Raw genomic sequence first — 22,641 nt, 5'->3', positions numbered from 1 at the left:
TCAGCGGCGCTGGTTGTAGACATCGATGCAGACGGCGCCCAGCAGGACGAGGCCCTTGATCACTTGCTGATAATCGATGCCGATACCGAGGATCGACATGCCGTTGTTCATGACGCCCATGATCATGGCACCGACCACCGCGCCGCCGACCCGGCCGACGCCGCCATAGGCCGACGCACCGCCGATGAAGCAGGCGGCGATCACATCGAGCTCGAAGCCGAGGCCGGCCTTCGGCGTCGCGGTGTTAAGCCGGGCTGCGAACACCAGCCCGGCAAGCGCGGCCAGCATGCCCATATTGACGAAGGTGAAGAAGGTGAGCCGTTCGGTCTTGACGCCGGACAGTTTCGCCGCCTTGGCATTGCCGCCCACCGCGTAGATCTGCCGCCCGATCACTGTCCGCCGCGTGACGAAGCCATAGAGCGCGATCAGGACGGTCATGATGACGAGCACGTTGGGCAGGCCGCGATGCGAGGCGATCAGATAGGTGAAGTAGAGCACCGCGCCCGCCAGCGCGATGCTCTTGACGATGAAAAACGCATAGGGCTCGACGGCGATGCCGTGCGCCTGCTCGCGCGCCCGGCTCCTGGCGGTCGCCAGCACCAGGACAAACGCCAGGACGATGCCGATCGCGAGCGACGTCGGATAGAGCGTGCCGGCGCTCGGGAACAGCTCGGGGATGAAGCCCGACGACAGCTTCTGGAAGGTCGGCGGAAATGGCCCGACCGACTGGCCCTGCAGCACCGCAAGCGCGAGGCCCTTGAACACCAGCATGCCTGCCAGCGTCACGATGAAGGACGGAATGCCGAAATAGGCCACCCAATAGCCCTGGGCCGCGCCGATCGCGGCGCCGACCAGGAGGCAGGCGACGAACGCGATCGGGTAGCTGACATGGTAGCGCACCATCAGCACCGCGGCGACCGCGCCGACGAAGCCCGCGACCGAGCCGACCGAAAGATCGATATGCCCGGTGACGATCACCAGCAGCATGCCGAGCGCCATGATGACGATGTAGCTGTTCTGCAGCACGAGATTGGTGAGGTTGAGCGGCTGCAACAGCGTGCCGTCGGTCACGATCTCGAAGAACAGCATGATCGCGAGCAGCGACAGCAGCATGCCGTAGTTGCGCAGATTGTTCTTGATGAAGCCGGAATGCCTGGGGGCCTCGGGAAGTGATACCGTCTTGTCGGTCATGATGCCCCTCCTCCGGCGCGTGCCGCCCTTTCGTCAGCGCCGCGTCTGGACATTCTGACATTGCGCATGATGGCGCGCATGATCTTCTCCTGCGTCGCGTCGTGGCCTGCGAACTCGCCGACGAAGGCGCCGTCATTCATCACGCAGATCCGGTCGCAGATGCCCAGCAGCTCGGGCATCTCCGAGGAGATCACCACGACGCCCCTGCCGGCCTCCGCCAGCTCGTTGATGATGGAGTAGATCTCGTATTTCGCGCCGACGTCGATCCCGCGGGTCGGCTCGTCCAGCAGCAGCACCCTCGGATCGGTCATCAGCCATTTCGACAGCACCACCTTCTGCTGGTTGCCGCCCGAGAGGTCGCCGGTCGCCTGGTAGACGTCGGAGCAGCGGATCCGCATCCGGGTGCGGTAGTCGCTCGCGGCTTTCAGCTCGGCGACATCGTCGATCACGCCGCGCTCCGACACCTGGCGTAGGCTCGCCACCGTCACGTTCTTGCGGACGTCGGCGGCAAGGATCAGCCCGAGCTGCTTGCGGTCTTCGGTGACATAGGCGATGCCGGCATCGATCGCGGCCGGCACGCTGGACAGATCGGCCTCGCGGCCATCGAGCCGGACCTTGCCGGAGACGTTGGTGCCCAGGCGCGGCCGAACAGGCTCATGGCGAACTCGGTGCGGCCGGCGCCCATCAGGCCGGCAATGCCGACCACCTCGCCGCGGCGCAGCGTGAAGTCGACGTTCTTGATCACCTGGCGCTCGGTATGCAGCGGGTGATACACCGACCAGTTCTCCACCGTCATCACGGGTTCGCCGATCTCCGCCTTCCGCTCGGGAAAACGATGCGCCAGATCGCGGTCGACCATGCTGCGGATGATGCGGTCCTCCTCGATCCGCTCGGTGCGGCAGTCGATGCTGTCGACGGTGCGGCCGTCGCGCAGCACCGTGATACGGTCGGCGACGCGCGCAACCTCGTTCAGCTTGTGCGAGATCAGGATCGAGGCGATGCCCTGCTCGCGGAAGGCCAGGAGACGCTCGAGCAAGGCGGCGCTGTCGGCTTCGTTGAGACTGGCGGTCGGCTCGTCGAGGATCAGGAGGCGCACCCGCTTGGAGAGGGCCTTGGCGATCTCCACGAGCTGCTGCTTGCCGACGCCGAGGTCGGTGATCGGCGTATCCGGCGGCTCCCGCAAGCCGACCTGCGCCAACAGCTCGGCGGTCCGCCGATGCACCGCGTTGCGGTCGATGACGCCGAACCGCGACGGCGGATGCGACAGAAAGATGTTCTCGGCAATCGACATCAGCGGGATCAGCGCCAGCTCCTGATGGATGATGATGATCCCGAGCGCCTCGCTGTCGTTGATGTCGCGGAAGCGCCGCTCCTCGCCGTCGAACACGATCGATCCCTCGTAGCTTCCGGCCGGATAGACCCCGCTCAGCACCTTCATCAAGGTCGACTTGCCGGCGCCGTTTTCGCCGACCAGCGCATGGATCTGCCCGGCCTCGACGGTGAAGCTGACGTCGCGCAACGCCTGCACGCCGGCAAAGCTCTTGCTGACGCCGCGCATCTCAAGCAATGCCGTCATCGGATCATGTCCCGCAACGTCGGTCGTCCCCGGCGCGGCTCGCCGCCGCTCGCCCGGCGATCCGCCCTAGAGCCTATTCCGTTCCGATTAAACCGGAACGGGACTCTAGATTCTAGTTTTGACGCGTTTTCCTCACGCGAAGCGGTAGCCACTTCGCTCGAAAACGCTCTAGTCGAATTGCGAGCGCTTGTAATAGCCGCTGTCAATCAGGACTTTCTCCCAATTGGTCTTATCCACCACGACCGGCTTGAGGAGATAGGACGGAACCACCTTGACACCGTTGTTGTAGGTCTTGGTGTCGTTGACGGCGACCTCCTTCTTGCTCAGCACGGCGTCGACCATGTCGGCGGTCACCTTGGCGAGGTCGCGGGTGTCCTTGAAGATGCTCGAATACTGCTCGCCGCGCAGCATCGCCTTGATCGAGGGGACCTCGGCATCCTGCCCGCTGATGTACGGCATCGGCTGGTCCTTGCTGCCGTAGCCGACGCTCTTCAGCGAGGAGATGATGCCGATCGACAGGCCGTCATAGGGCGACAGCACCGCGTCGACGCGCTTCTTGCCGTAGAACGCGCTGAGCAGGTTGTCCATCCGCGCCTGCGCGGTCGCGCCGTCCCAGCGCAGCGTCGCGACCTTGTTCATGCCCGTCTGGCCGCTGCCGACCACGAGCTTGCCGCTGTCGATATACGGCTTCAACACCGACATCGCGCCGTCGTAGAAGAAATACGCATTGTTGTCGTCGGGCGAGCCGCCGAACAGCTCGATGTTGAAGGGCCCCTTGCCCTCCTTGAGCCCGAGCGCGTTCTCGATCGACTGGGCCTGCAGCACACCGACCTGGAAATTGTCGAAGGTCGCGTAAAAGTCGACGTTGGGGGTGTCGCGGATCAGGCGGTCATAGGCGATCACCGTGATGCCCTGGGCCTTGGCCTGCTTCAGGACATCGGACAAGGTGGTGCCGTCGATGGCGGCGATGACCAGCACCTTGGCACCCTTGGTCACCATGTTCTCGACCTGGGAGAGCTGGTTCGGAATGTCGTCTTCGGCATATTGCAGATCGGTGCCGTAGCCGCGCTCCTTCAGCACCTTGACCATGTTGTTGCCGTCGTCGATCCAGCGCGCCGAGGACTTGGTCGGCATCGCGATGCCGATGGTCGGCTTGCTCTGGGCCATGGCGTCGCGATCCGACACCGTCGCGGCAAGGCCGGCCAGCGCAAGCGCGAACAAGGCGGTCTTCAATTTGAACATGCTTCACTCCCTTGCTTTTTTGAGTTGGGATTCCAGTTGCCGTGGACAGCGTCAATCGACGGCGATCGTTCGTTGGGCTGGTCGTCAGATTCTACGGTGATGTCGGATCGGCGCCGGGACCGTCACGAACCGAAATTGCGGAATGTCGATCGAACTCGTCAACAGTGCCAATGCTCACCCCGCACGATCGGCCATGTCGATCCCGCAATGCCGGGTTCAGCCGCGAGTCATGTCGTGGGGCGAACGAGGCGCAGGAACGACGTGGAGCATCATGAGGCGCCGGTCTCCCGGAATCGTTGTCGCGCGCCAGCGTCCGCCAGGACGTCTGGCGGTGCGCCACCGTTACTTGCATCCTTTGGTTGACGTTGCCCCTACTATATGGACGCAAGCACCGACTGGCCATTTAGTTAATTATCCGAAGAAATTGATCGGAGACGTGGAGGGTTGTGGGGCACTATCCGGAATCGCTGGCAAGTCCCAAAAGCCCCCAAGGTTGGCCTGGCACTGCTTCTGGCAACCTTTGGCGGGATTGTGCCTTCACCCTGCTATGGATGCAAGCACCATTTATTTCACGATCAGAATAAATTAGCCCGAACTGCCGGCCGACGGCAGCGACCTTCAGGCGTCGATGTCAGAGAGATCGTCGACAACCAGCAATGCCTCGGTGAAATCGTCGTCGCTGAAATAGGGGCTGCGGGTGATGACGACGGGGATGCCGGCGCCCGCCGCGGCGGCGAGGCCGTTGCCGGAATCCTCGATTGCGACGCAATCTCCCGGCCCGAGCCCGAGCCGGGTCAGGACCTCGGTGTAGACGTCGGGGTGCCGGCTTCTTCCGCGGCACGTCGTCGCCGGCAACGATCGCCTCGAACTGATCGGCCCAGTCCAGCCCGAGCGAAACCGAAAGCAGCGCATCGATATTGGCGTGCGAGGTGGTCGTTGCGATCGCCAGGCGCTGGCCGCGGCTGCGCGCGCCGGCGAGCCAGGCCCTGACGCCCGGCCGCAACGGGCAGCCGCCGGCGGCAATCAGCGCGGCGTACCGCGCGGTCTTGATCCTGTGCAGGTCGGCGATCTCGGCGAATGTCAGCATTGGGACCGCGTTGCGCTGGTCGAAGGTGCGGATGCGCTCCTTGCCTCCGGCCACCCGAAGCAGCCGCGCATAAGTGACCTGGTCCCAGAACCAATCGAGGCCGGCTTCGGCAAAGGCCTCATTGAAGGCGCGGCGGTGCACCTCCTCGGTTTCGGCAAGCGTACCGTCGACATCGAAGATCAAGGCGCGGGCGCTCGCGATGATGTCGCGCATCCCGGCGGACCGGATCACGGCGAGCGCCTCGTTCATCGTCCCTCGCCCGCCGCACCGGCGCCTTTGACGAACACCCGGCTGGCAAGCACGTCGCCGGCCTCGATCGACATCACGTCGTCGGCCGTCAGCGTGCGGTCGAGCTTCGCCACGATCCGGTTGGCCTGGCGCAACCGGATGCGATCGAGCGCGTTGCGGATCGAGCGTGCATTGGAGAACAGCGGTTGTTCCTTGACGGATTCCGATGTACCGGACGAAGGCCTCGCGTGCTTCCGGGGAGAACCGATAATTCTGCTGCTGCAACATCAACTCGGCGATCCAGAGCAACTCGCCGTCCGAATAGTCGGGGAAGTCGATGTGATGCGCGATCCGGGAGCGGAAGCCCGGATTGCTCTGGAAGAATTTCTCCATGCGGTCACCATAGCCGGCCAGGATCACCACCAGATCCTCGCGCTGCTGCTCCATGATCTGCAGCAGGATCTCGATCGCCTCCTGCCCGTAGTCGCGCTCGTTTTCGGGGCGGTAGAGGTAATAGGCCTCGTCGATGAACAGCACGCCGCCCATCGCCTTCTTCAATATCTCTTTCGTCTTCGGCGCGGTGTGGCCGATATATTGGCCGACGAGGTCGTCGCGCGTGACACTGATGACGTGGCCGCGGCGCACGAAGCCGAGCTTGTGCAGGATGCCGGCCATCCGCAGCGCGACCGTGGTCTTGCCGGTGCCGGGATTGCCGGTGAACGACATGTGCAGGGTCGGAAATGTCGTCGCCAGCGCCATCTTCTGCCTGATGCGTTCGACCAGCAGCAGCGAGGCGATCTCGCGGATGCGGGTCTTCACCGGCTTCAGGCCGATCAATTCGGAATCGAGCTGGTCGAGCACGTCGCCGATGCCGAGGTCGGCGAATTCATGGCGAAGGTCGATGGTCTCGAGCGGGGTCTCGCGGATTTGTTCGCTGATCTGTTCTTGCGCCTGCGTCATTATCATCTCGCCTGGAAAAGCTCCGTCGCCGCGGCGGCGACGACGGAGAAGTGCATCCGGACCAGGACGGTCGAGGGAGCAACCCGCCTGGTTTGCAAGCCGGACGCGGTCAATGATCGGTGTAGCGTTCGCCTTCGGGGCGGCCCGCTGCATAGGAATGGGTCGCATAACGCAGATTGCGTCCGGCCGCCTCCTGGCGGTCGAGCCGGAAGCCTGGCTCCTCCTGCGGCCGGTTGACGATGAAGGAGATGCGAACCAACTCCCAGCCCGGGCTGGAATCAAAGCCGGAGATCCGGATATAGCGGTCGCCATAGACCCGTCGGCAGTCGGCGAGCTCCTTCATGATGCCCGCCGCATCGCGCAGGTCGAACATCGGCAGGCCCCACATATCCCAATAGGTGTTGCGGGGATGCGGATCGTCGGTGAACTCGATGTTCACCGCCCAACCCTTGTCGAGGCAGTATTGCACCTGCGCGGCGATTTGCTCGTCGGTGAGATCGGGCAGGAACGAAAAGCAGCCTTGGGTAACGCGCATGAGAACCTCCTCTCAGACCGCCATGCTCGGCGTGGGAACGAAATCGGGGGCGTCGGTTGACTCGTAGTTGAAGGTGACGTCCTTCCAGACGTCGAGCGCCTCGCGCAGCGGCGTGCAGGTCTGCGCCGCCTTGGCCAGGATCTCGGGCCCCTCGTGGACGTAGTCGCGCCCCTCGTTGCGGGCGAGGATCATGGCTTCCAGCGCGACGCGGTTCGCGGTGGCGCCGGCCTGGATGCCACGGGGATGGCCGATGGTGCCGCCGCCGAACTGCAGCACGACGTCCTCGCCGAGCAGATCGAGCAGCTGGTGCATCTGGCCGGCATGAATGCCGCCGGAGGCCACCGGCATCAGCTTGTTGAGGCTCGCCCAGTTCTGGTCGAAGAACACGCCGTGCTCCAGGTGCAACGGATTGAAGTCCTCGCGGCAGATGTCGTAATAGCCGCGGGTGGTGTTCGGATCGCCCTCGAGCTTGCCGACCACCGTGCCGGCATGGATGTGATCGACGCCGGCGAGCCGCATCCATTTCGCGATCACGCGGAACGAGACACCGTGGCTGCGCTGCCGCGTGTAGGTCGAGTGGCCGGCGCGATGCAGATGCAGGATCATGTTGTTCCTGCGCGCCCACTTCGCCATCGACTGGATCGCGGTGTAGCCGATCACGAGGTCGATCATGACGATGTTGGAGCCGAGCTCATGAGCGAACTCGGCGCGCTCGTACATGTCCTCCATGGTCGCCGCGGTGACGTTGAGATAGGTCCCCTTGATCTCGCCGGTCGCGGCCTGGGCGCGGTTGACCGCCTCCATGCAGTAGAGGAAGCGCTCGCGCCAGTGCATGAAGGGCTGCGAGTTGATGTTCTCGTCGTCCTTGGTGAAATCGAGCCCGCCTTTCAGCGCCTCATAGACGACGCGGCCATAGTTGCGGCCGGACAGGCCGAGCTTCGGCTTCACGGTGGCGCCGAGCAACGGACGACCGAACTTGTCGAGCCGCTCGCGCTCCACCACGATGCCGGTCGCCGGGCCCTGGAATGTCTTCACATAGGCGGTCGGCAGCCGCATGTCCTCGAGCCGCAACGCCTTCAGCGGTTTGAAGCCGAACACATTGCCGATGATGGAGGCCGTCAGGTTCGAGATCGAGCCCGGCTCGAACAGGTCGAGGTCGTAGGCGATATCGGCGAAGTAGCTGCCCGGCGAATTCGGCACCGGATCGACGCGGTAGCACTTCGCCCGGTATTTCTCCGCGGCCGTCAGCCGGTCGGTCCACACCACGGTCCAGGTCGCGGTCGAGGATTCGCCCGCCACCGCCGCGCAGGCTTCGGTCGGGTCGACGCCGTCCTGCGGCGTGACGCGGAACAAGGCGATGACGTCGGTGTCCTTAGGCTCGTAGTTCGGCTCCCAATAGCCCATCCGCTTGTATTCCATCACGCCTGACTTGTAGCGATCCTTGCCACGCACCGTGATCGACTGCTGCATATTCATCGAAATCTCCTGTGGTTCGTCGCCATTTGCTCAGGCGGCCTGGGTCATCTTTCCAATTTGCGGATCGAGCGCGCCGGCGCGATAGCGGCGGGCCATCTCCGGCAGTGCAACCACCTTGATCCGGGCGGCATTGCCGGCCGTGCCGAACTGCTCGAAGCGGTCACGACAGAGTTCGCGCAGCGCATCCATCGCAGGCTTCAGGAATTTGCGCGGATCGAACTCGCTCTTCGACTGGACGGCGACCTTGCGGAAGGCCGCCGCCATCGCCAGGCGGCAATCGGTGTCGATATTGACCTTGCGCACCCCGTGCTTGATGCCGCGGACGATCTCCTCGACCGGGACGCCCCAGGTCTGCGGCATCTCGCCGCCGAACTGGTTGAACATGTCCTGCAGCGGCTGCGGCACCGAGGACGAGCCGTGCATCACCAGATGCGTGTTCGGCAGGCGGCTGTGGATCTCCTCGACCACGCGCATCGCCAGGATCTCGCCGTCGGGCCGCCGCGTGAACTTGTAGGCGCCGTGCGAGGTGCCCATCGCGATCGCGAGCGCATCGACCTTGGTGGCGCGGACGAAATCGACCGCCTGGTCGGGATCGGTGAGCAGTTGGTCATGGCTCAGCTTGCCTTCGACGCCGTGACCGTCCTCCTGCTCGCCGCCGCCATGCTCGAGCGAGCCGAGCACGCCGAGCTCGCCTTCGACCGACGCGCCGACCCAGTGCGCCATGTCGACCACCCGGCGGGTGATATCGACGTTGTAGTCATAATCGGCTGCGGTCTTGGCGTCGGCCTTGAGCGAGCCGTCCATCATGACAGAGGTGAAGCCGTAGCGGATCGCGGTGGCGCAGGTCGCCTCTTCATTGCCGTGATCGAGATGCAGGCAGAGCGGAATCTGCGGATGCATCTCCTCGAGCGCGTCGATCATCTTCGCCAGCATGATGTCGTTGGCATAGGACCGCGCGCCGCGCGAGGCCTGGATGATGACAGGCGCATCGCAGGAAGCCGCCGCCTCCATGATGGCGAGGCCTTGCTCCATATTGTTGATGTTGAAGGCCGGAACGCCGTAGCCGCGTTCGGCGGCGTGGTCCAGCAACTGCCTCAGGGTTATCCGCGCCATGGTGGTGTCCTCCTTTCAATTCGCTCGTTGAATGAGCTGTTTTGCTCCAGCAGCGATTGCCGCGGGCGTGATGCCGAATTCGCGGTAGAGCACGTCGGCCGGCGCGGAGGCGCCGAAGCCGGCCATGCCGACGAACGCGCCATCGTCGCCGAGCCAGCGGGCCCAGTCGCCCTCGACCGCAGCCTCCACGCCGACGCGCGGGGCGCTGCCCAGCACCTTGGCGCGATAGTCGCTCGGCTGCTGGCGGAACAGGTCGAAGCACGGGGCCGAGACGACCGCGGCCTGTACCCCGTCTTCCGCCAGCAGCTTTGCGGCTTCGAGCGCAATCGCCACCTCCGAACCCGTTGCAATCAGGGTGACGTCACGCGCGAAGGCCGGCTCGACGAGAACGTAGGCGCCGAGCGCGACCTGGTTGTCCTTGCTGCCGTCGCGAACCGTCGGCAGCGCCTGCCGCGACAGGCAGAGGATCGACGGCGAGGTCTCTGCCTTCAGCGCGCAGTCCCACGCTTCCGCCGTCTCGACCGCATCGGCCGGGCGGAACACCAGGACGTTCGGGATCGCGCGCAGCGCCGCCAGATGCTCGACCGGCTGATGGGTCGGCCCGTCCTCGCCGAGCCCGATTGAGTCATGGGTCATCACATGGATGACGCGGATCCCCATCAGCGCCGCCAGGCGGATCGCCGGCCGGCTGTAATCGGCAAAGCTGAGGAAGGTGCCGCCATAGGGAATGAACCCGCCGTGCAGGGCGATGCCGTTCATCGCCGCGGCCATGCCGTGTTCGCGGATGCCGTAGTGGATATAGCTGCCGTCGAGCGTTTCCGGCCGCACCGAAACCTGCGACTTCGCCAGCGTCAGATTGGAGTGCGTGAGGTCGGCCGAGCCGCCCAGCAAATTGGGCAACGCCTCCGCGATCACGTCGATGACCTGCTGGCGAAGCCTGTCGCGTGGCGAGCTTCGGCCGCTCGGTCGCGAACCGCTCCACCAACTTTGTCATCGCCTCGGCATAGGCGCAGGGCAATTTCCGGTTCAGCGCATCGTGGAACGGAGACCGCTCGGCCCTGTCGCCCTTGCAGGCGTTGCGCGAACGCTCGATCCAGGCCCGCCGCGCGTCGCGGCCCCGGCCGCCGAGCTCGCGCCACTCCGCCAGCACCGCATCGGGGATTTCGAATGCCGGATACGGCCAGCGCAGCGCGGCACGGGTCTTCGCCACCTCATCGGCACCGAGCGGCGCGCCATGCACCTTTTCGCTGCCCTGCCGGTTCGGCGCACCGAACCCGATCACCGTCCGGCAGGCGATCAACGACGGACGATCGCTCGATCGCGCCTGCCTGATCGCCGCGGTAATCGCCTGCGGATCGTGGCCGTCGATGCGGTTGACTTTCCAGCCGCTGGCCTTGAACCGCGCTGCCTGGTCGTCCGAACAGGACAGCGACGTGGCGCCGTCGATCGAGATATGATTGTCGTCGAACAGCACGATCAAGCGGTTCAGCCGCAAATGGCCGGCCAGCGAGATCGCCTCATGGCTGATGCCTTCCATCAGGCAGCCATCGCCGGCGATCACATAGGTGTAGTGGTCGACTAGGTCGTCGCCGAAGCGCGCGTTCATCAGCCGCTCGGCAAGCGCCATGCCGACCGCGGTCGCAACCCCCTGCCCGAGCGGCCCGGTCGTGGTCTCGACACCCGGGGTGTGGCCGTACTCGGGATGGCCCGGGGTCTTCGATCCCCACTGCCGGAACGCCTTGAGCTGGTCGAGCGTCATGCTCTCGTAGCCCGTCAGATAGAGCAGCGCGTAGAGCAGCATCGAGCCGTGCCCCGCCGACAGCACGAAGCGGTCGCGGTCGGGCCAGGCCGGATCGGCCGGGTCGAACTTCAGGAAGTCCGTGAACAGCACGGTCGCGACGTCGGCCATGCCCATCGGCATGCCGGGATGACCGGATTTCGCCTGCTCCACCGCGTCGACGGCGAGGAAGCGGATGGCGTTGGCCATCTCGTCGTGGCTGATTTCGGGGCGGCTGGCTACGGACGCAAGTGCGGTCATATCGTTCGCCTCTTTCGTTCGATCAGTTGCAGGATCAGCGGGGTCAGGATGAGCTGCATCGCGAGGTCGAGCTTGGCGCCGTGCACCACGATCGAATTGGCGCGCGACATGAAGCTGTTCGGGATCATCGAGAGCAGATAGGGGAAGTCGATGCCGCGCGGGTTCTTCAAGCGGATCACGACCATCGATTCATCCGGCGTCGGGATCCAGCGCGCGATGAAAGGGTTCGACGTATCGACGGTCGGCACGCGCTGGAAGTTGATGTCGGTCTCGGTGAATTGCGGACAGATGTAGTTCACGTAGTCCGGCATGCGGCGCAGGATGGTGTCGGTCACCGCCTCGGTGGAGTAGCCGCGATGGCTGCGGTCGCGATGCAGCTTCTGGATCCATTCGAGGTTGATGACCGGCACGACGCCGATCTTGAGGTCGGCATGCTGCGCGACATTCACCTTGTCGGTGACCACGGCACCGTGCAGGCCCTCGTAGAACAGGAGGTCGGAATTCTCCGGCAACGCCTCCCATGCGGTGAAGGTGCCGGGCTTGGCGCCGTAGAGCCGCGCCTCCTCCTCGTCGTGCACATCGTGCCGCGTGGTTCCGGTGCCGGTCTCGGCATAGTCGCTGAACAGCTTCTCCAGCTCCTGGAACAAATTGGTCTCGGGGCTGAAATGGCTGAAGTGCTTGTTGCCGCGCTCGGCTCTTTCCGCCATCAGGCTGCGCATCTCGGCGCGGTCGTAGCGGTGGAACGCGTCGCCCTCGATATAGGCGGCGACCACGTTCTCGCGGCGGAAGATGTTCTCGAACGTCTTCTTCACCGAGGTGGTGCCGGCCCCGGAGGAGCCGGTGATCGAGATGATGGGATGCCGACGTGACATGCGGTCCTCCTCAGCGGAACAGGCCGCGCCGCGCGAACAGCGGGGCATCGCTGCTTTCAAACAACGGCTCGACGGTCAGGTGGATCGCATCGACGTCGCGCACGGCGCGCGCCGATCCCATGATCAGGGGCACACGCTGATGCGGCGTGCGTGCCGACAGTTCGAGAATGCGCGACCGGCCGTTCGACGCCGCGCCGCCCGCCCATTCCATGATCAGTGCGATGGGATGCGCCTCGTACAGCAGACGCAACCGGCCTTCGCGGTAGCCCTGGCGCGCATCCGCCGGATACAGGAACACGCCGCCGCGCATCAGGATGCGGTAGGCCTCGGCGACCAGCGAGCCGATCCAGCGCATGTTGAAGTCCTGCCCACGCTCACCGTTCACGCCGGCGAGGCACTCGTCGATGTAGCTGCGCACCGGGCCGCTCCAGTGCCGCCGATTCGAGGCATTGATGGCGAATTCCGACGCATCCTGCGGCACGCGCAGATCGCGCGCGGTCAGGACGAACTCACCGGTTCGCGGGTCCAGCGTGAAACAGTCGACGCATTGGTCGAGCGCCAGCACCAGCACGGTCTGTGGACCGTAGATGAAGCAACCTGCGGCGCATTGCGCCGTGCCGGGCTCGAAGAAGGTCGAGATGACGTCGTTTCCCTTCGGCCGGATCGAGAAGATCGTGCCGATCGAGATGTTGTTTTCGAGATTGGCGGATCCATCGAGCGGATCGATCGCGACACAGAGCGGCGCGTCGGGATCGAGCGTCTCGGGCAGTTCGACCTCCTCCGACAGCACTGCGGCGACCGGCGCGGTGCGCAGCGCCCTCCGCATCAGATCGTCGGCGACGATGTCGATGGTCTTCTGGCGATCGCCGTCGGGATTGACGCCGCCGCTCTCGCCGCCGACTCCGGCGAGCGGCCCGGCGGCAATGATGCGCGAGAGCTCGATCGCGGCACGGGCAAGGGCTTCGACGACGACAACGGTCGCGGCGCGCAACGGGTTGTGCTGCGCGGGCCACTCCAGATGGGCATGCAATGCTGGACGAATCTCCACCGGCCTCTCCCTATGATCGCGCCCTCTGTCCCGAGGCTTCGAGAGGCGACCTCAGGGGAGTCGCCTTCGCCCTATCAACGCGCGAATTGCCCAATTAGGGAAATTTTATTATCTTTGGTCCGAGCAAAGTATTTCTTATGGAGCTTGTCATGGCCGGCAACTTCTCGCGGGATCTCACCATCCGCCAGCTGCGCGCACTGTCGACCTTGCACGAGGCAGGCTCGATCACGTCCGCCGCCAACCGGTTGAACCTGACGCAGCCCGCGGTGACGTTGCAGCTCCGCAACCTGCAGGCGCTCGCAGGGTTGCCGCTGATCCAGCGTACCGGCGACGGCATGGCGCTGACGGATGCCGGCGCACATGTGCTGACGCTGGTCGAGCGGATCGAAGCGGCGCTGAAGGATTGCGAGCAGTCGCTCGACATGATCGCCGGCCGCAGCGGCGGCCGCGTCGCGATGGGCGCGGTCTCCACCGCGAAATACTTCGTGCCGTTCGCGATCGCGGCGTTCTCGCGCCGCTTTCCCAAGATCGAGGTCACGCTCAGGATCGGCAACCGCGAGGAGATTCGCGACGCGCTGCGCGGCTATGATCTCGACATCGCGGTGATGGGCCGGCCGCCGGCCGACGTCGAGGTCGAGATGAAGCCGCTCGGCCGGCATCCGCACTTCATCGTCGCCGCGCCCGATCATCGGCTGGCGCGGCGGCGGCACGTCGCCCCATCGGAGCTCGCCAACGAAACCTTCATCACTCGCGAGCAAGGATCGGGGACGCGGATGCTGATGCAGCAATATTTCGAGCGGGTCGGGCTGGAGCCGAAACTCGGCATGGCGATGGACAGCAACGAGACCATCAAGCAGGCGGTGATGGCCGGGCTCGGCATCGCCTTCATCTCCCAGCACACGGTGTTCCATGAGCTGGAGGACGGCCGGCTGGTGGTGCTCAAGGTGAAGGGCCTGCCGATCGTCCGGCAGTGGCACGCGATCAGGCGCGCCGACAAGATCCTGCTGCCGCCCGCGCAGGCCATGCTGGATTTCCTCGGCAAGGAAGGCTGGCGCTATCTGCCGAATTCAAACTAGCGCCCGGGCGACGTTGCAACGCCCGATCGAGCCAGAAAATCGAGGTGGTGCCGTATGTTAGGCATTGAAGTTCCGCGAAACGCATGTCACATCTTGACTGCGGTCACCCGGCGGATCGCACCCTGCGAGGGAGGTTGAACTGCAGAACCAGTCCCCGCCGACGCCCGACTTCAAGGCGTTATTCGAGGCGGCGCCCGGCCTTTATCTGGTGCTGACGCAGCCCGACTTTCGCATCGTGGCAGTGAGCGACGCTTATCTGCGCGCCACCAAGACCGAGCGCGCCGCGATCCTCGGGCGCGGGCTGTTCGAGGTGTTTCCCGACAATCCGGACGATCCGACCGCCGACGGCGTGCGGAACCTGCGCGCCTCGCTCGAGCGCGTGGTCCAGTTCCGCCGCCCCGACACCATGACGGTGCAGAAATACGATATCCGAAAGCCCGAGTCGGAGGGCGGCGGCTTCGAGGAACGCTACTGGAGCCCGCGCAATACGCCGGTGTTGGGGCCGAACGGGCAGTTCACCTACATCATCCATCGGGTCGAAGACGTCACCAGCTTCATCCAGCTGAAGCAGCGCGGTGCCGAGCAGGACCAGCTGACCGACCGGTTGCGCGAGCGCACCGAGCAGATGGAAGCGGAAATCTTCATGCGCGCCCGCGAAGTCGAGGCCGCCCGCGAACAGCTCGAAGCCGAGCAAAAGCTCCGCCAGGTGCAGAAAATGGAGGCCGTCGGGCACCTCTCCGGCGGCATCGCCCACGACTTCAACAATATCCTGACCGTCATCACCGGCCTGATCGACATCCTCGCGGAAGCCGTTGAACATGATCCCGCGCTGTCGTCTGTCGCCAAGATGATCACCGACGCCGCATTTCGCGGTGCAGAAGTGACCAAGCACCTGCTGGCCTTCTCGCGGCTGCAGCCGCTGCAACCGCGTGAAGCGAATCTGCAACACGCTGGTGCAGGACACCGCGCGGCTGCTGCGGCCCTCGCTCGGCGAGCAGATCGAGATCGATACCGCGCTCGAGCCCGATGCCTGGCCGGCCTTCATCGATCCGAACCACATGGCGACCGCGCTGCTCAATCTCGCCGTCAATGCCCGCGATGCGATGCCCGACGGCGGCAAGCTGATGCTGGAGACCAGTAACGTCATCCTCGACGAGGTTTATGCCGTCGCCAACCCCGATGTGCGGGCGGGCGAATATGTGATGGTCGCGGTCAGCGACACCGGCGGGGGCATTCCGGCGGAAATCCGCGACAAGGTGTTCGAGCCGTTCTTCACCACCAAGGACACCGGCAAGGGCACCGGCCTCGGGCTCAGCATGGTGTACGGCTTCATCAAGCAGTCCAACGGACACCTCAAGATCTATTCCGAAGAGGGCCACGGCACCTCGATCAAGCTCTATCTGCCGCGCAGCAGCGGCGACATGATCGACGTCGAGCCGCCTCCTCCGGTCGACACGCGCGGCGGCAATGAATCCATCCTGGTCGTCGAGGACGATCCGCTGGTGCGCAATTACGTCAGCGCCCAGCTCGAGCAGCTTGGCTATCGCACCATGGTCACCGCCAACGGCCCGGAAGCACTGGCTGCGGTCGACAAGGGGTTCGTCTGCGACGTGCTGTTCACCGACGTCATCATGTCCGGCGGCATGAACGGCCGGCAGGTCGCCGATGCCGTGATCGCCAAACTGCCCTCGGTGCGCGTGCTCTTCACCTCCGGCTACACCGAGGACGCGATCATCCACCACGGCCGTCTCGATCCGGATGTGACGCTGCTGCCGAAGCCCTATCGCAAGTCCGATCTCGCGCGGATGATCCGGCAGGTGCTGGCCCAGCCGCCGGCGGCGGCAATGGGCAAGTGACGCGGGGCATCACGCGTCTCCGTTCTGCTTCTTGATCTGATCGGCCGGCACGGCGCATCCGGACAAGAACAGTGCCGCGCAGGCCTTGGCGCGGGCCTCGATCTGCGCCCGCGACGGCGGCGGCCTGTGGCCGTACATCACGTCGCGTTGCGGCTGGAACACGAGCATGCCGAGCAGCATGCCCGCAGCAGCCTGCGCGTCGTCCACCGCGATCCTTCCCCTCCGCCGCTGCACGCCGAGCCACGCAGCGAGCGCGCCAAGGGTCCGCTGCATCGCCTTGTCGTAGAACATCTCGGCGATGTCGGGAAATTTGTCGCTGTCGGCCAGGATGATGCGCTGAAGCGCGATGACCTCGGCATCGAGGATCAGCTCGCCACAGGTCGAGAGTGCGGCCTCCAGTGCCGCCGCGATATCACGGCCGTCGCAGGCGCCGAGATTTACGGCGGATATGAATTGGTCCATCCGGTCCGTCACCGTGCCCTCGAACAGCGCCAGCTTGGTCGGGATCAGCCGATAGAGTGTCTTGGTGGAGACGCCGGCGCGGCAAGCCACGTCGGCGATGTTGGCCGCAGCAAAGCCGCGCTCGGAGAACTCGCGCCGCGCGGCGTCATAGATCAGCGCACGCGTCTCGTCGTCGGAACGCAGCTGCGGCCGCCCACGACCGCGTCGCGCCGGCGCGCCTTGCTCAGTTTGATCCTTGTCATTCCGGTTCATCCGCGAGCCATGCTTTTAAATGATGCCTGTCATTCTATTGACACTCCCAATATGGGCTCTATTTTGGAAAACATCAAGTTTCCTGAATTAATCCCGTGGACGTCGGCCGGAATTGGCAAGACTTTCCAGCGAGATAGACGGATCAGGAGCGCCGCCATGAGCCAGCATGAGACATCATTCAAGGCCGAAAGCCAGGTTCCGGCCGAGACCGCCAGGCAATTGATCGCACATCCGGAGGCCGCCAGGCCGCCCGCCGCCAAGGGCAGGCTTCGCCGCCTGCTGCTGGCCGGCGCGGCGCTCGCCGTCCTTTCGGGCGGCGCCTGGTACGGCTGGGACTACTGGACGGTCGGCCGCTTCCAGGTCTCGACCGACGACGCCTATGTGAAGGCCGACAACACGACGATCGCGCCAAAAGTCTCCGGCTATCTCAGCGCGGTGCTGGTCGGTGACAATGAGCATGTGCGCGCCGGCCAGATGCTGGCGCGGATCGACGATCGCGATTTCAGGGTCGCGCTGGATCAGGCCAAGGCTGACGTCGCGGCCGCCGAAGCCGCGATCGCCAGCAAGCATGCGCAGCTCGATGTGCAGCAGTCAGTGATCGAAGCGGCACGTGCGACGCTCGCCGTCGACACCGCGACGCAGACCTTCGCCGAGCAGGAGAACAAGCGCTACACCGACCTCGCCGGCACCGGCTTCGGCAGCGTGCAGAACGCGCAGCAGGCGCAGTCGCGCTACGCCAGCGCACAGGCCGCCGTCGCCCGCGATACCGCGAACCTCGCCTCCGCGCTCCGCCAAGTGGAGCTGCTCAAGGCCGACATTGCCCAGGCGGTCGCGTCGCAGGCGCGAGCAACCGCGCTCCAGCATCAGGCCGAGTTGAACCTCGGCTACACCACCATATCAGCCCCGATCGACGGCGTGGTCGGCAACCGCACCCTGCGCACCGGCCAGTTCGTCCAGGCCGGCACGCAGCTGATGTCGCTGGTGCCCGCCACCGGCGCCTACGTGATCGCGAACTACAAGGAGACGCAGCTCACCAATGTCCGCAAGGGTCAGCCGGTCGAGATCGCCGTCGACATGTTCCCCGGACAGGTGGTGCGCGGCCATGTCGACAGTCTCGCGCCCGCCAGCGGCCAGGAATTCGCGCTGCTGCCGCCTGACAATGCGACCGGCAACTTCACCAAGGTGGTGCAGCGCATTCCGGTGAAGATCGCGCTCGATGCGACTGCGGTCGAATTGCGGCCCGGCATGTCGGTCATCCCGACCATCGCAACCTTGTCGCAACCTGGCGAGGCGCCGCGCTCCAGCGCCTCTCCCAAGCTCGCTGTCGCCTCATTCAAATAGGTGATGTCATGTCCGATCTCGCGCTCTCCTCCCCGGCTGCTGCGCCCCGCGCGGCAGCTGTAGCGGCCGATCCCAACCGCGCCAGCATGGCGGTCTGGATTTCCATTGTCGCCGCCATGATCGGCGCGTTCATGGCGATCCTCAACATCCAAATCACCAACGCCTCGCTGCTCAACATCGAGGGCGGCATCGGAACCGGCGTCGACAACGGCTCCTGGATCTCGACCTCCTATCTGATCGGCGAGATCGTGGTGATCCCGCTGACCGACTATCTCAGCCGGGTGTTTTCCTTCCGCAAGATCATCATCGGCTTCGCCACCCTGTTTGCGATCTTCTCGGTCGCCTGTGCCTTCACCCACGACCTGCCCTCGATGATCGCGATGCGCGGCTTGCAGGGCTTCTTTGGTGGCGTGCTGATCCCGATGGCCTTCACGCTTGTCTTCACCAAGCTGCCGAAGGCCCAGCAACCGGTGGGCCTTGCCATGTTCGCGCTCGCGGTGACCTTTGCCCCCGCGATCGGACCGACCATCGGCGGCTACCTCACCGAGAATTACGGCTGGCAGACCATCTTCTTCGTCAATGTGATCCCGACCGCGGTGATGGTCATCACCCTCTATTTCACGCTGGAACGCCAGCCGATGCAGCTGCATCTGCTCCGTGAGGGCGACTGGCTCGGCATCGTCACGATGGCGATCGGCCTGTCGTCGCTGCAGGCCGTGCTCGAGGAAGGCAACAAGAACGACTGGTTCGGCTCGCCCTTCATCGTCAAGCTCGCGGTGATCGCCGCCGTCAGCCTCACTCTGTTCGTCTGGATCGAGCTCGTCGTGGAAAAGCCGCTGATCCGGCTGCGCCTCCTGACCCAGCGCAGCTTCGGCTTCGGCACCATCTCGGCGGTGTTCGTCGGCTTCGCGTTGTTCGGCTCGGTGTACCTGCTGCCGGCCTATCTCGGCCAGGTGCAGCGCTACAACGCCGAGCAGATCGGCCAGGTGCTGGCCTGGACCGGCCTGCCGCAGCTGATCCTGATCCCGCTGGTCCCGAAGCTGATGCAACGTTTCGATCCGCGCTTCATCGCCTTCACCGGCATGATCCTGTTCGCGGTCTCCTCCTTCATGAACATCGCGATGTCGCTCGATTACTCCGGTGACCAGTTCTTCGTCCCGAACATCGTCCGTGCGATCGGCCAGGCGATCATGCTGGCGCCGCTGTCGGCGGTCAGCCTCGGCAGCGTCGCGCCGCAGGATGCCGCGGCGGCCTCCGGCATCTCCAATATGATGCGCAATCTCGGCGGCGCGATCGGCACGGCCCTGCTCGCCACCATCGTCACCAAGCGCGAGCAGTTCCACTCCAACATCATCGGCCAGTCGGTCGACCTCGGCCGCGAGGAAGTGCGCACCCGGATCGCCGAGGTGACCAATTACTTCCTCAGCCACGGCATCTCCGATCCGGCGATCGCGCACCACCAGGCGATCGTGGCGCTCGGCAATATCGTGAAGCGCCAAGCCCTGGTGCTTGGCTTCAGCGACACCTTTGCCGTGATCGGCATCGTGCTGGTGTTCGCCGCGATCGCGATCCTCTTGACTGGCAAGCCGAAGAATGCGGCCGGCGGCGGCGCGGCGCATTGATCTGTCGGGCGGCGGCCGCGGGCCGTCGCCCTCCCCCTTTTGCTTGTCAGCTTGCTTCGCGCAGCTTGAAGCGCTGGATCTTCCCGGTCTGGGTCTTCGGCAGCGCCTCGACGAAGGCGATCGCGCGGGGATATTTGTACGGCGCGATCGTCGCCTTGACGTGATCCTGCAGCAGCTTGACCTCGACATCGTCGCAGCGCGCGCCCTGCTTCAGCACGATGAACGCCGAGACGATCTGCCCTCGCTCCTCGTCGGGTGCGCCGATCACGGCGCACTCCGCGACATCGGGATGGCCGAGCAGCGCGGCCTCGACCTCGGGGCCGGCGATGTTGTAGCCCGCCGAGATGATCATGTCGTCGGCGCGCGCCACGAAGGACAGCCGGCCGTTCTCGTCGCTGACGAAGGCATCGCCGGTGATGTTCCAGCCGTCGTGGACATATTTGGTCTGCCGGGAGTCGGCGAGATAGCGGCAGCCGGTCGGACCGCGAACCGCCAGCTTGCCGACCTGGCCCGCCGGCAGCTCGTTCATGTCTTCGTCGACGATCTTCGCCTCGTAGCCGGTGACAGGCGTGCCCGTGGTGCCGCCGACGGCGCTGCCGGTGCGGTTGGTGATGAAGATGTGCAGCAGTTCAGTGCTGCCGATGCCGTCGAGGATCGGCTTGCCGGTCTTCCTGGTCCAGCTCTCGAACACCGGCGCCGGCAGCGTCTCGCCGGCCGAGACGGCGAGCCGCAGCGACGACAGATCGGCGCCCTTGTCCATCGCGGCCATCATCGCTCGATAGGCGGTCGGCGCGGTGAAGCAGATCGTCGCCTTGTAGGTTTCGATGATCCGGATCATCTCGCTCGGCGCCGCGTTCTCCAGCAGCGTCGCGGTGGCGCCGAACCGCAGCGGGAAGATTGCGAGCCCGCCGAGGCCGAACGTGAACGCAAGCGGCGGCGAGCCGACGAACACGTCGTCGGGCGTCACCTTGAGCACTTCCTTCGCATAGCCATCCGCGACGATCAGGAGATCGCGGTGAAAGTGCATGGTCGCCTTCGGCTCGCCCGTCGTGCCCGACGTGAAGCCCAGCAGCGCGACGTCGTCGCGGCCGGTCTTCACCGCATCGAACTTGACCGGCTTGTTCAGCGCGATCCGATCGAGCTCGGCATCGTGGTTCTGCGTGCCGTCGAAATTGACGACCTGCTTGAGGAATTTGCTGGTCTTGGCGCAAGCCACCAGTTCATCCGCGATGCGGCTGTCGGTCAGCGCCAGCGAGATCTCGGCCTTGTCGACGATCTTGGCCAGTTCGCCGGCGCGCAGCATCGGCATGGTGTTGACGACGACGGCACCGGCCTTGGTCGCCGCGAGCCAGGCCGCGACCAGCGCCGGATTGTTGCCCGAGCGGATCAGCACGCGATTGCCGGGCTTGACGCCGTAATTCTCCACCAGCGCGTGCGCCAGGCGGTTCGACCAATCGGTCAATTCCTTGTAGGTGCGCTGACGGCCATTGCCGATCAACGCGATGCGATCGCCCATCCCCTGCTCGACGATGCGGTCGGTCAGTTCGACCGCGGCGTTGAGATAATCGGGATATTGAAACTCCGGCCGGTCGAGCAGCAGTTGCGGCCATTGCGCTGATGGCGGCAGGTTGCGCCGCGCGAAATCGTCGACATGCCCGGATGGGCCGAGCCCGGGAAATTCACCTGACATTCGATTGCCCCTCGCTTTCCATCCAGAAAGGCCAAGACCAACGTCGAGAAGAACAAGGACGCCCGGCAGCGTTCCAATCGCCAATCATTTTATACTTAAAATAATTCGGCGCAAGCCTGGAAATCGCGCGGCAATCGCCGGCCGATCCTTCAGAACCTCAGATTTGCGTAAGCTGCTTCAGCCGCGCGACCATCGCCGAGCCCAGGTCGGCGAGCGGCGCGATCGCGGTGAAATGATTGGCGTCGGGCACAGTGCCGAACCGCGTTGCAACGCCCGCTTTGCCCCAGACATCGACGATGGTCCGGCTCTGCCGGTGATATTCCGCGCTCTCGGCGCCGCCGACGACGGCATCGAGCGTCGCGCCCGCAGGCGGCGTCCAGGACAGCGGGCTCGCCGCCCGTGCTGCGGCGCGGTCGAGGCCAAGCGCCTTGTTGATGGAGGTGCCGACCAACGGCTCAAGCTCGAACAGGCCGGAGATCGCGTAAGCAGCCCTGACCAGGTCCTTCGGCAACGACGCATCATAGGCCGGCCAATCGGTCGCGAGCATGCATGCGGCAAGATGTCCGCCTGCGGAGTGTCCCGACACGACCAGCGACCGGCTGAGCCTGGCCAGTTCGCGGCACGCCGCACGCATCTCGCCGATGATGTCGCCGACCGTGACATTGGGACAGAGATCGTAGCTCGGCACCGCGACGCTGATGCCGTGGCCGTTGAGCCCTCGCGCGCAGTGGCTCGATGACGAGCCGTCGAGCGCCTGCCAGTAGCCGCCATGGATGAAGACCACGAGCGGGCCGTCACGATCGCCTTCGAACAGGTCGATGACGTTGCGGCTGCCCGGACCATAGGTCAGCCGCCGCGGCGGATGCTGCTCGCGATAGGCCGCGGAGTCCCTCGCCCAGCCGGCCATCAGCGCCGGATTTTCCGGCACCCGCGCCCGGTTGTTGTATTCGACCTCGTAATCGACCTCGGTCACGGC

General features: G+C 65.0%; 13 protein-coding genes and 5 pseudogenes. 4 read left to right on the top strand and 14 right to left on the bottom strand.

Going from position 1 to position 22,641, the window contains the following annotated elements:
* The 11 genes and pseudogenes from mmsB to ACSKB9_RS39300 form a co-directional block, all read right to left on the bottom strand.
* A complete protein-coding gene (gene mmsB, locus ACSKB9_RS39350; RefSeq protein WP_438079679.1) occupies window positions 1-1,191 on the bottom strand; it encodes a multiple monosaccharide ABC transporter permease in 1,191 nt (396 codons plus the stop codon).
* Window positions 1,188-2,767: pseudogene (gene mmsA / locus ACSKB9_RS39345) on the bottom strand (multiple monosaccharide ABC transporter ATP-binding protein). Before mmsA ends, mmsB begins: the two are co-directional and overlap by 4 nt.
* A 168-nt stretch (window positions 2,768-2,935) precedes the next feature.
* The gene (gene chvE, locus ACSKB9_RS39340; RefSeq protein ID WP_438079678.1) at window positions 2,936-4,009 is read right to left on the bottom strand and encodes a multiple monosaccharide ABC transporter substrate-binding protein; all 1,074 of its coding nucleotides are present in this window, start codon (window positions 4,007-4,009) and stop codon (window positions 2,936-2,938) included.
* A gap of 618 nt (window positions 4,010-4,627) precedes the next feature.
* Window positions 4,628-5,345: pseudogene (locus ACSKB9_RS39335) on the bottom strand (HAD-IA family hydrolase).
* Window positions 5,342-6,284: pseudogene (gene cbbX / locus ACSKB9_RS39330) on the bottom strand (CbbX protein). The pseudogenes ACSKB9_RS39335 and cbbX overlap by 4 nt, the downstream one beginning before the upstream one ends.
* Before the next feature lie 109 nt (window positions 6,285-6,393).
* Window positions 6,394-6,819, bottom strand: coding sequence for a ribulose bisphosphate carboxylase small subunit (locus ACSKB9_RS39325; RefSeq protein WP_438079677.1), 426 nt, complete (start codon window positions 6,817-6,819; stop codon window positions 6,394-6,396).
* Window positions 6,820-6,831: 12 nt separating this feature from the next.
* Window positions 6,832-8,289 (bottom strand): form I ribulose bisphosphate carboxylase large subunit, encoded by a 1,458-nt coding sequence (locus tag ACSKB9_RS39320; RefSeq protein ID WP_438080594.1) that lies wholly within the window; start codon window positions 8,287-8,289, stop codon window positions 6,832-6,834.
* Between the two features lie 36 nt (window positions 8,290-8,325).
* Window positions 8,326-9,408, bottom strand: coding sequence for a class II fructose-bisphosphate aldolase (gene fba, locus ACSKB9_RS39315; RefSeq protein WP_283062445.1), 1,083 nt, complete (start codon window positions 9,406-9,408; stop codon window positions 8,326-8,328).
* Window positions 9,409-9,423: 15 nt separating this feature from the next.
* Window positions 9,424-11,446, bottom strand: a pseudogene (gene tkt / locus ACSKB9_RS39310) (transketolase).
* Window positions 11,443-12,318, bottom strand: coding sequence for a phosphoribulokinase (locus ACSKB9_RS39305; protein WP_438079676.1), 876 nt, complete (start codon window positions 12,316-12,318; stop codon window positions 11,443-11,445). Before ACSKB9_RS39305 ends, tkt begins: the two are co-directional and overlap by 4 nt.
* A 10-nt stretch (window positions 12,319-12,328) precedes the next feature.
* Window positions 12,329-13,348 (bottom strand): class 1 fructose-bisphosphatase, encoded by a 1,020-nt coding sequence (locus ACSKB9_RS39300; protein ID WP_438080592.1) that lies wholly within the window; start codon window positions 13,346-13,348, stop codon window positions 12,329-12,331.
* 167 nt (window positions 13,349-13,515) lie between these two features.
* Between ACSKB9_RS39300 and ACSKB9_RS39295 the strand changes: the two genes are divergently transcribed.
* Together ACSKB9_RS39295 and ACSKB9_RS39290 are read left to right on the top strand one after the other, a co-directional pair.
* Complete coding sequence (locus ACSKB9_RS39295; protein ID WP_028331483.1) at window positions 13,516-14,442, top strand: LysR family transcriptional regulator; 927 nt, start codon at window positions 13,516-13,518, stop codon at window positions 14,440-14,442.
* A gap of 208 nt (window positions 14,443-14,650) precedes the next feature.
* Window positions 14,651-16,298 (top strand): annotated as a pseudogene (locus ACSKB9_RS39290) (ATP-binding protein).
* Window positions 16,299-16,307: 9 nt separating this feature from the next.
* Here ACSKB9_RS39290 and ACSKB9_RS39285 read toward each other — a convergent pair.
* Complete coding sequence (locus ACSKB9_RS39285; RefSeq protein ID WP_438079675.1) at window positions 16,308-17,012, bottom strand: TetR/AcrR family transcriptional regulator; 705 nt, start codon at window positions 17,010-17,012, stop codon at window positions 16,308-16,310.
* A gap of 156 nt (window positions 17,013-17,168) precedes the next feature.
* On the opposite strand from ACSKB9_RS39285, the gene ACSKB9_RS39280 reads away from it, so the two are divergent.
* Window positions 17,169-18,353 carry an HlyD family secretion protein gene (locus ACSKB9_RS39280; protein ID WP_438079674.1) on the top strand — a complete coding sequence of 395 codons (1,185 nt, stop codon included), beginning with the start codon at window positions 17,169-17,171 and terminating at the stop codon, window positions 18,351-18,353.
* An 8-nt stretch (window positions 18,354-18,361) separates the two neighbouring features.
* Window positions 18,362-19,975 (top strand): DHA2 family efflux MFS transporter permease subunit, encoded by a 1,614-nt coding sequence (locus tag ACSKB9_RS39275; protein ID WP_438079673.1) that lies wholly within the window; start codon window positions 18,362-18,364, stop codon window positions 19,973-19,975.
* A 46-nt stretch (window positions 19,976-20,021) separates the two neighbouring features.
* On the opposite strand, the gene ACSKB9_RS39270 is transcribed toward ACSKB9_RS39275, so the two are convergent.
* On the bottom strand, window positions 20,022-21,665 hold the full coding sequence (locus tag ACSKB9_RS39270; RefSeq protein WP_438079672.1) for a benzoate-CoA ligase family protein: 1,644 nt from the start codon (window positions 21,663-21,665) through the stop codon (window positions 20,022-20,024).
* A 157-nt stretch (window positions 21,666-21,822) separates the two neighbouring features.
* Window positions 21,823-22,638, bottom strand: a complete 816-nt coding sequence (locus ACSKB9_RS39265) for an alpha/beta hydrolase (RefSeq protein WP_438079671.1) — start codon at window positions 22,636-22,638, stop codon at window positions 21,823-21,825.
* Window positions 22,639-22,641: the final 3 nt, after the last annotated feature.

Source organism: Bradyrhizobium sp. BR 1433, assembly GCF_051547665.1.
Lineage (GTDB): Bacteria > Pseudomonadota > Alphaproteobacteria > Rhizobiales > Xanthobacteraceae > Bradyrhizobium > Bradyrhizobium australafricanum.
Note: the sequence above shows the minus strand (reverse complement) of the source record. Positions and strands in the feature narration are given on the sequence as shown.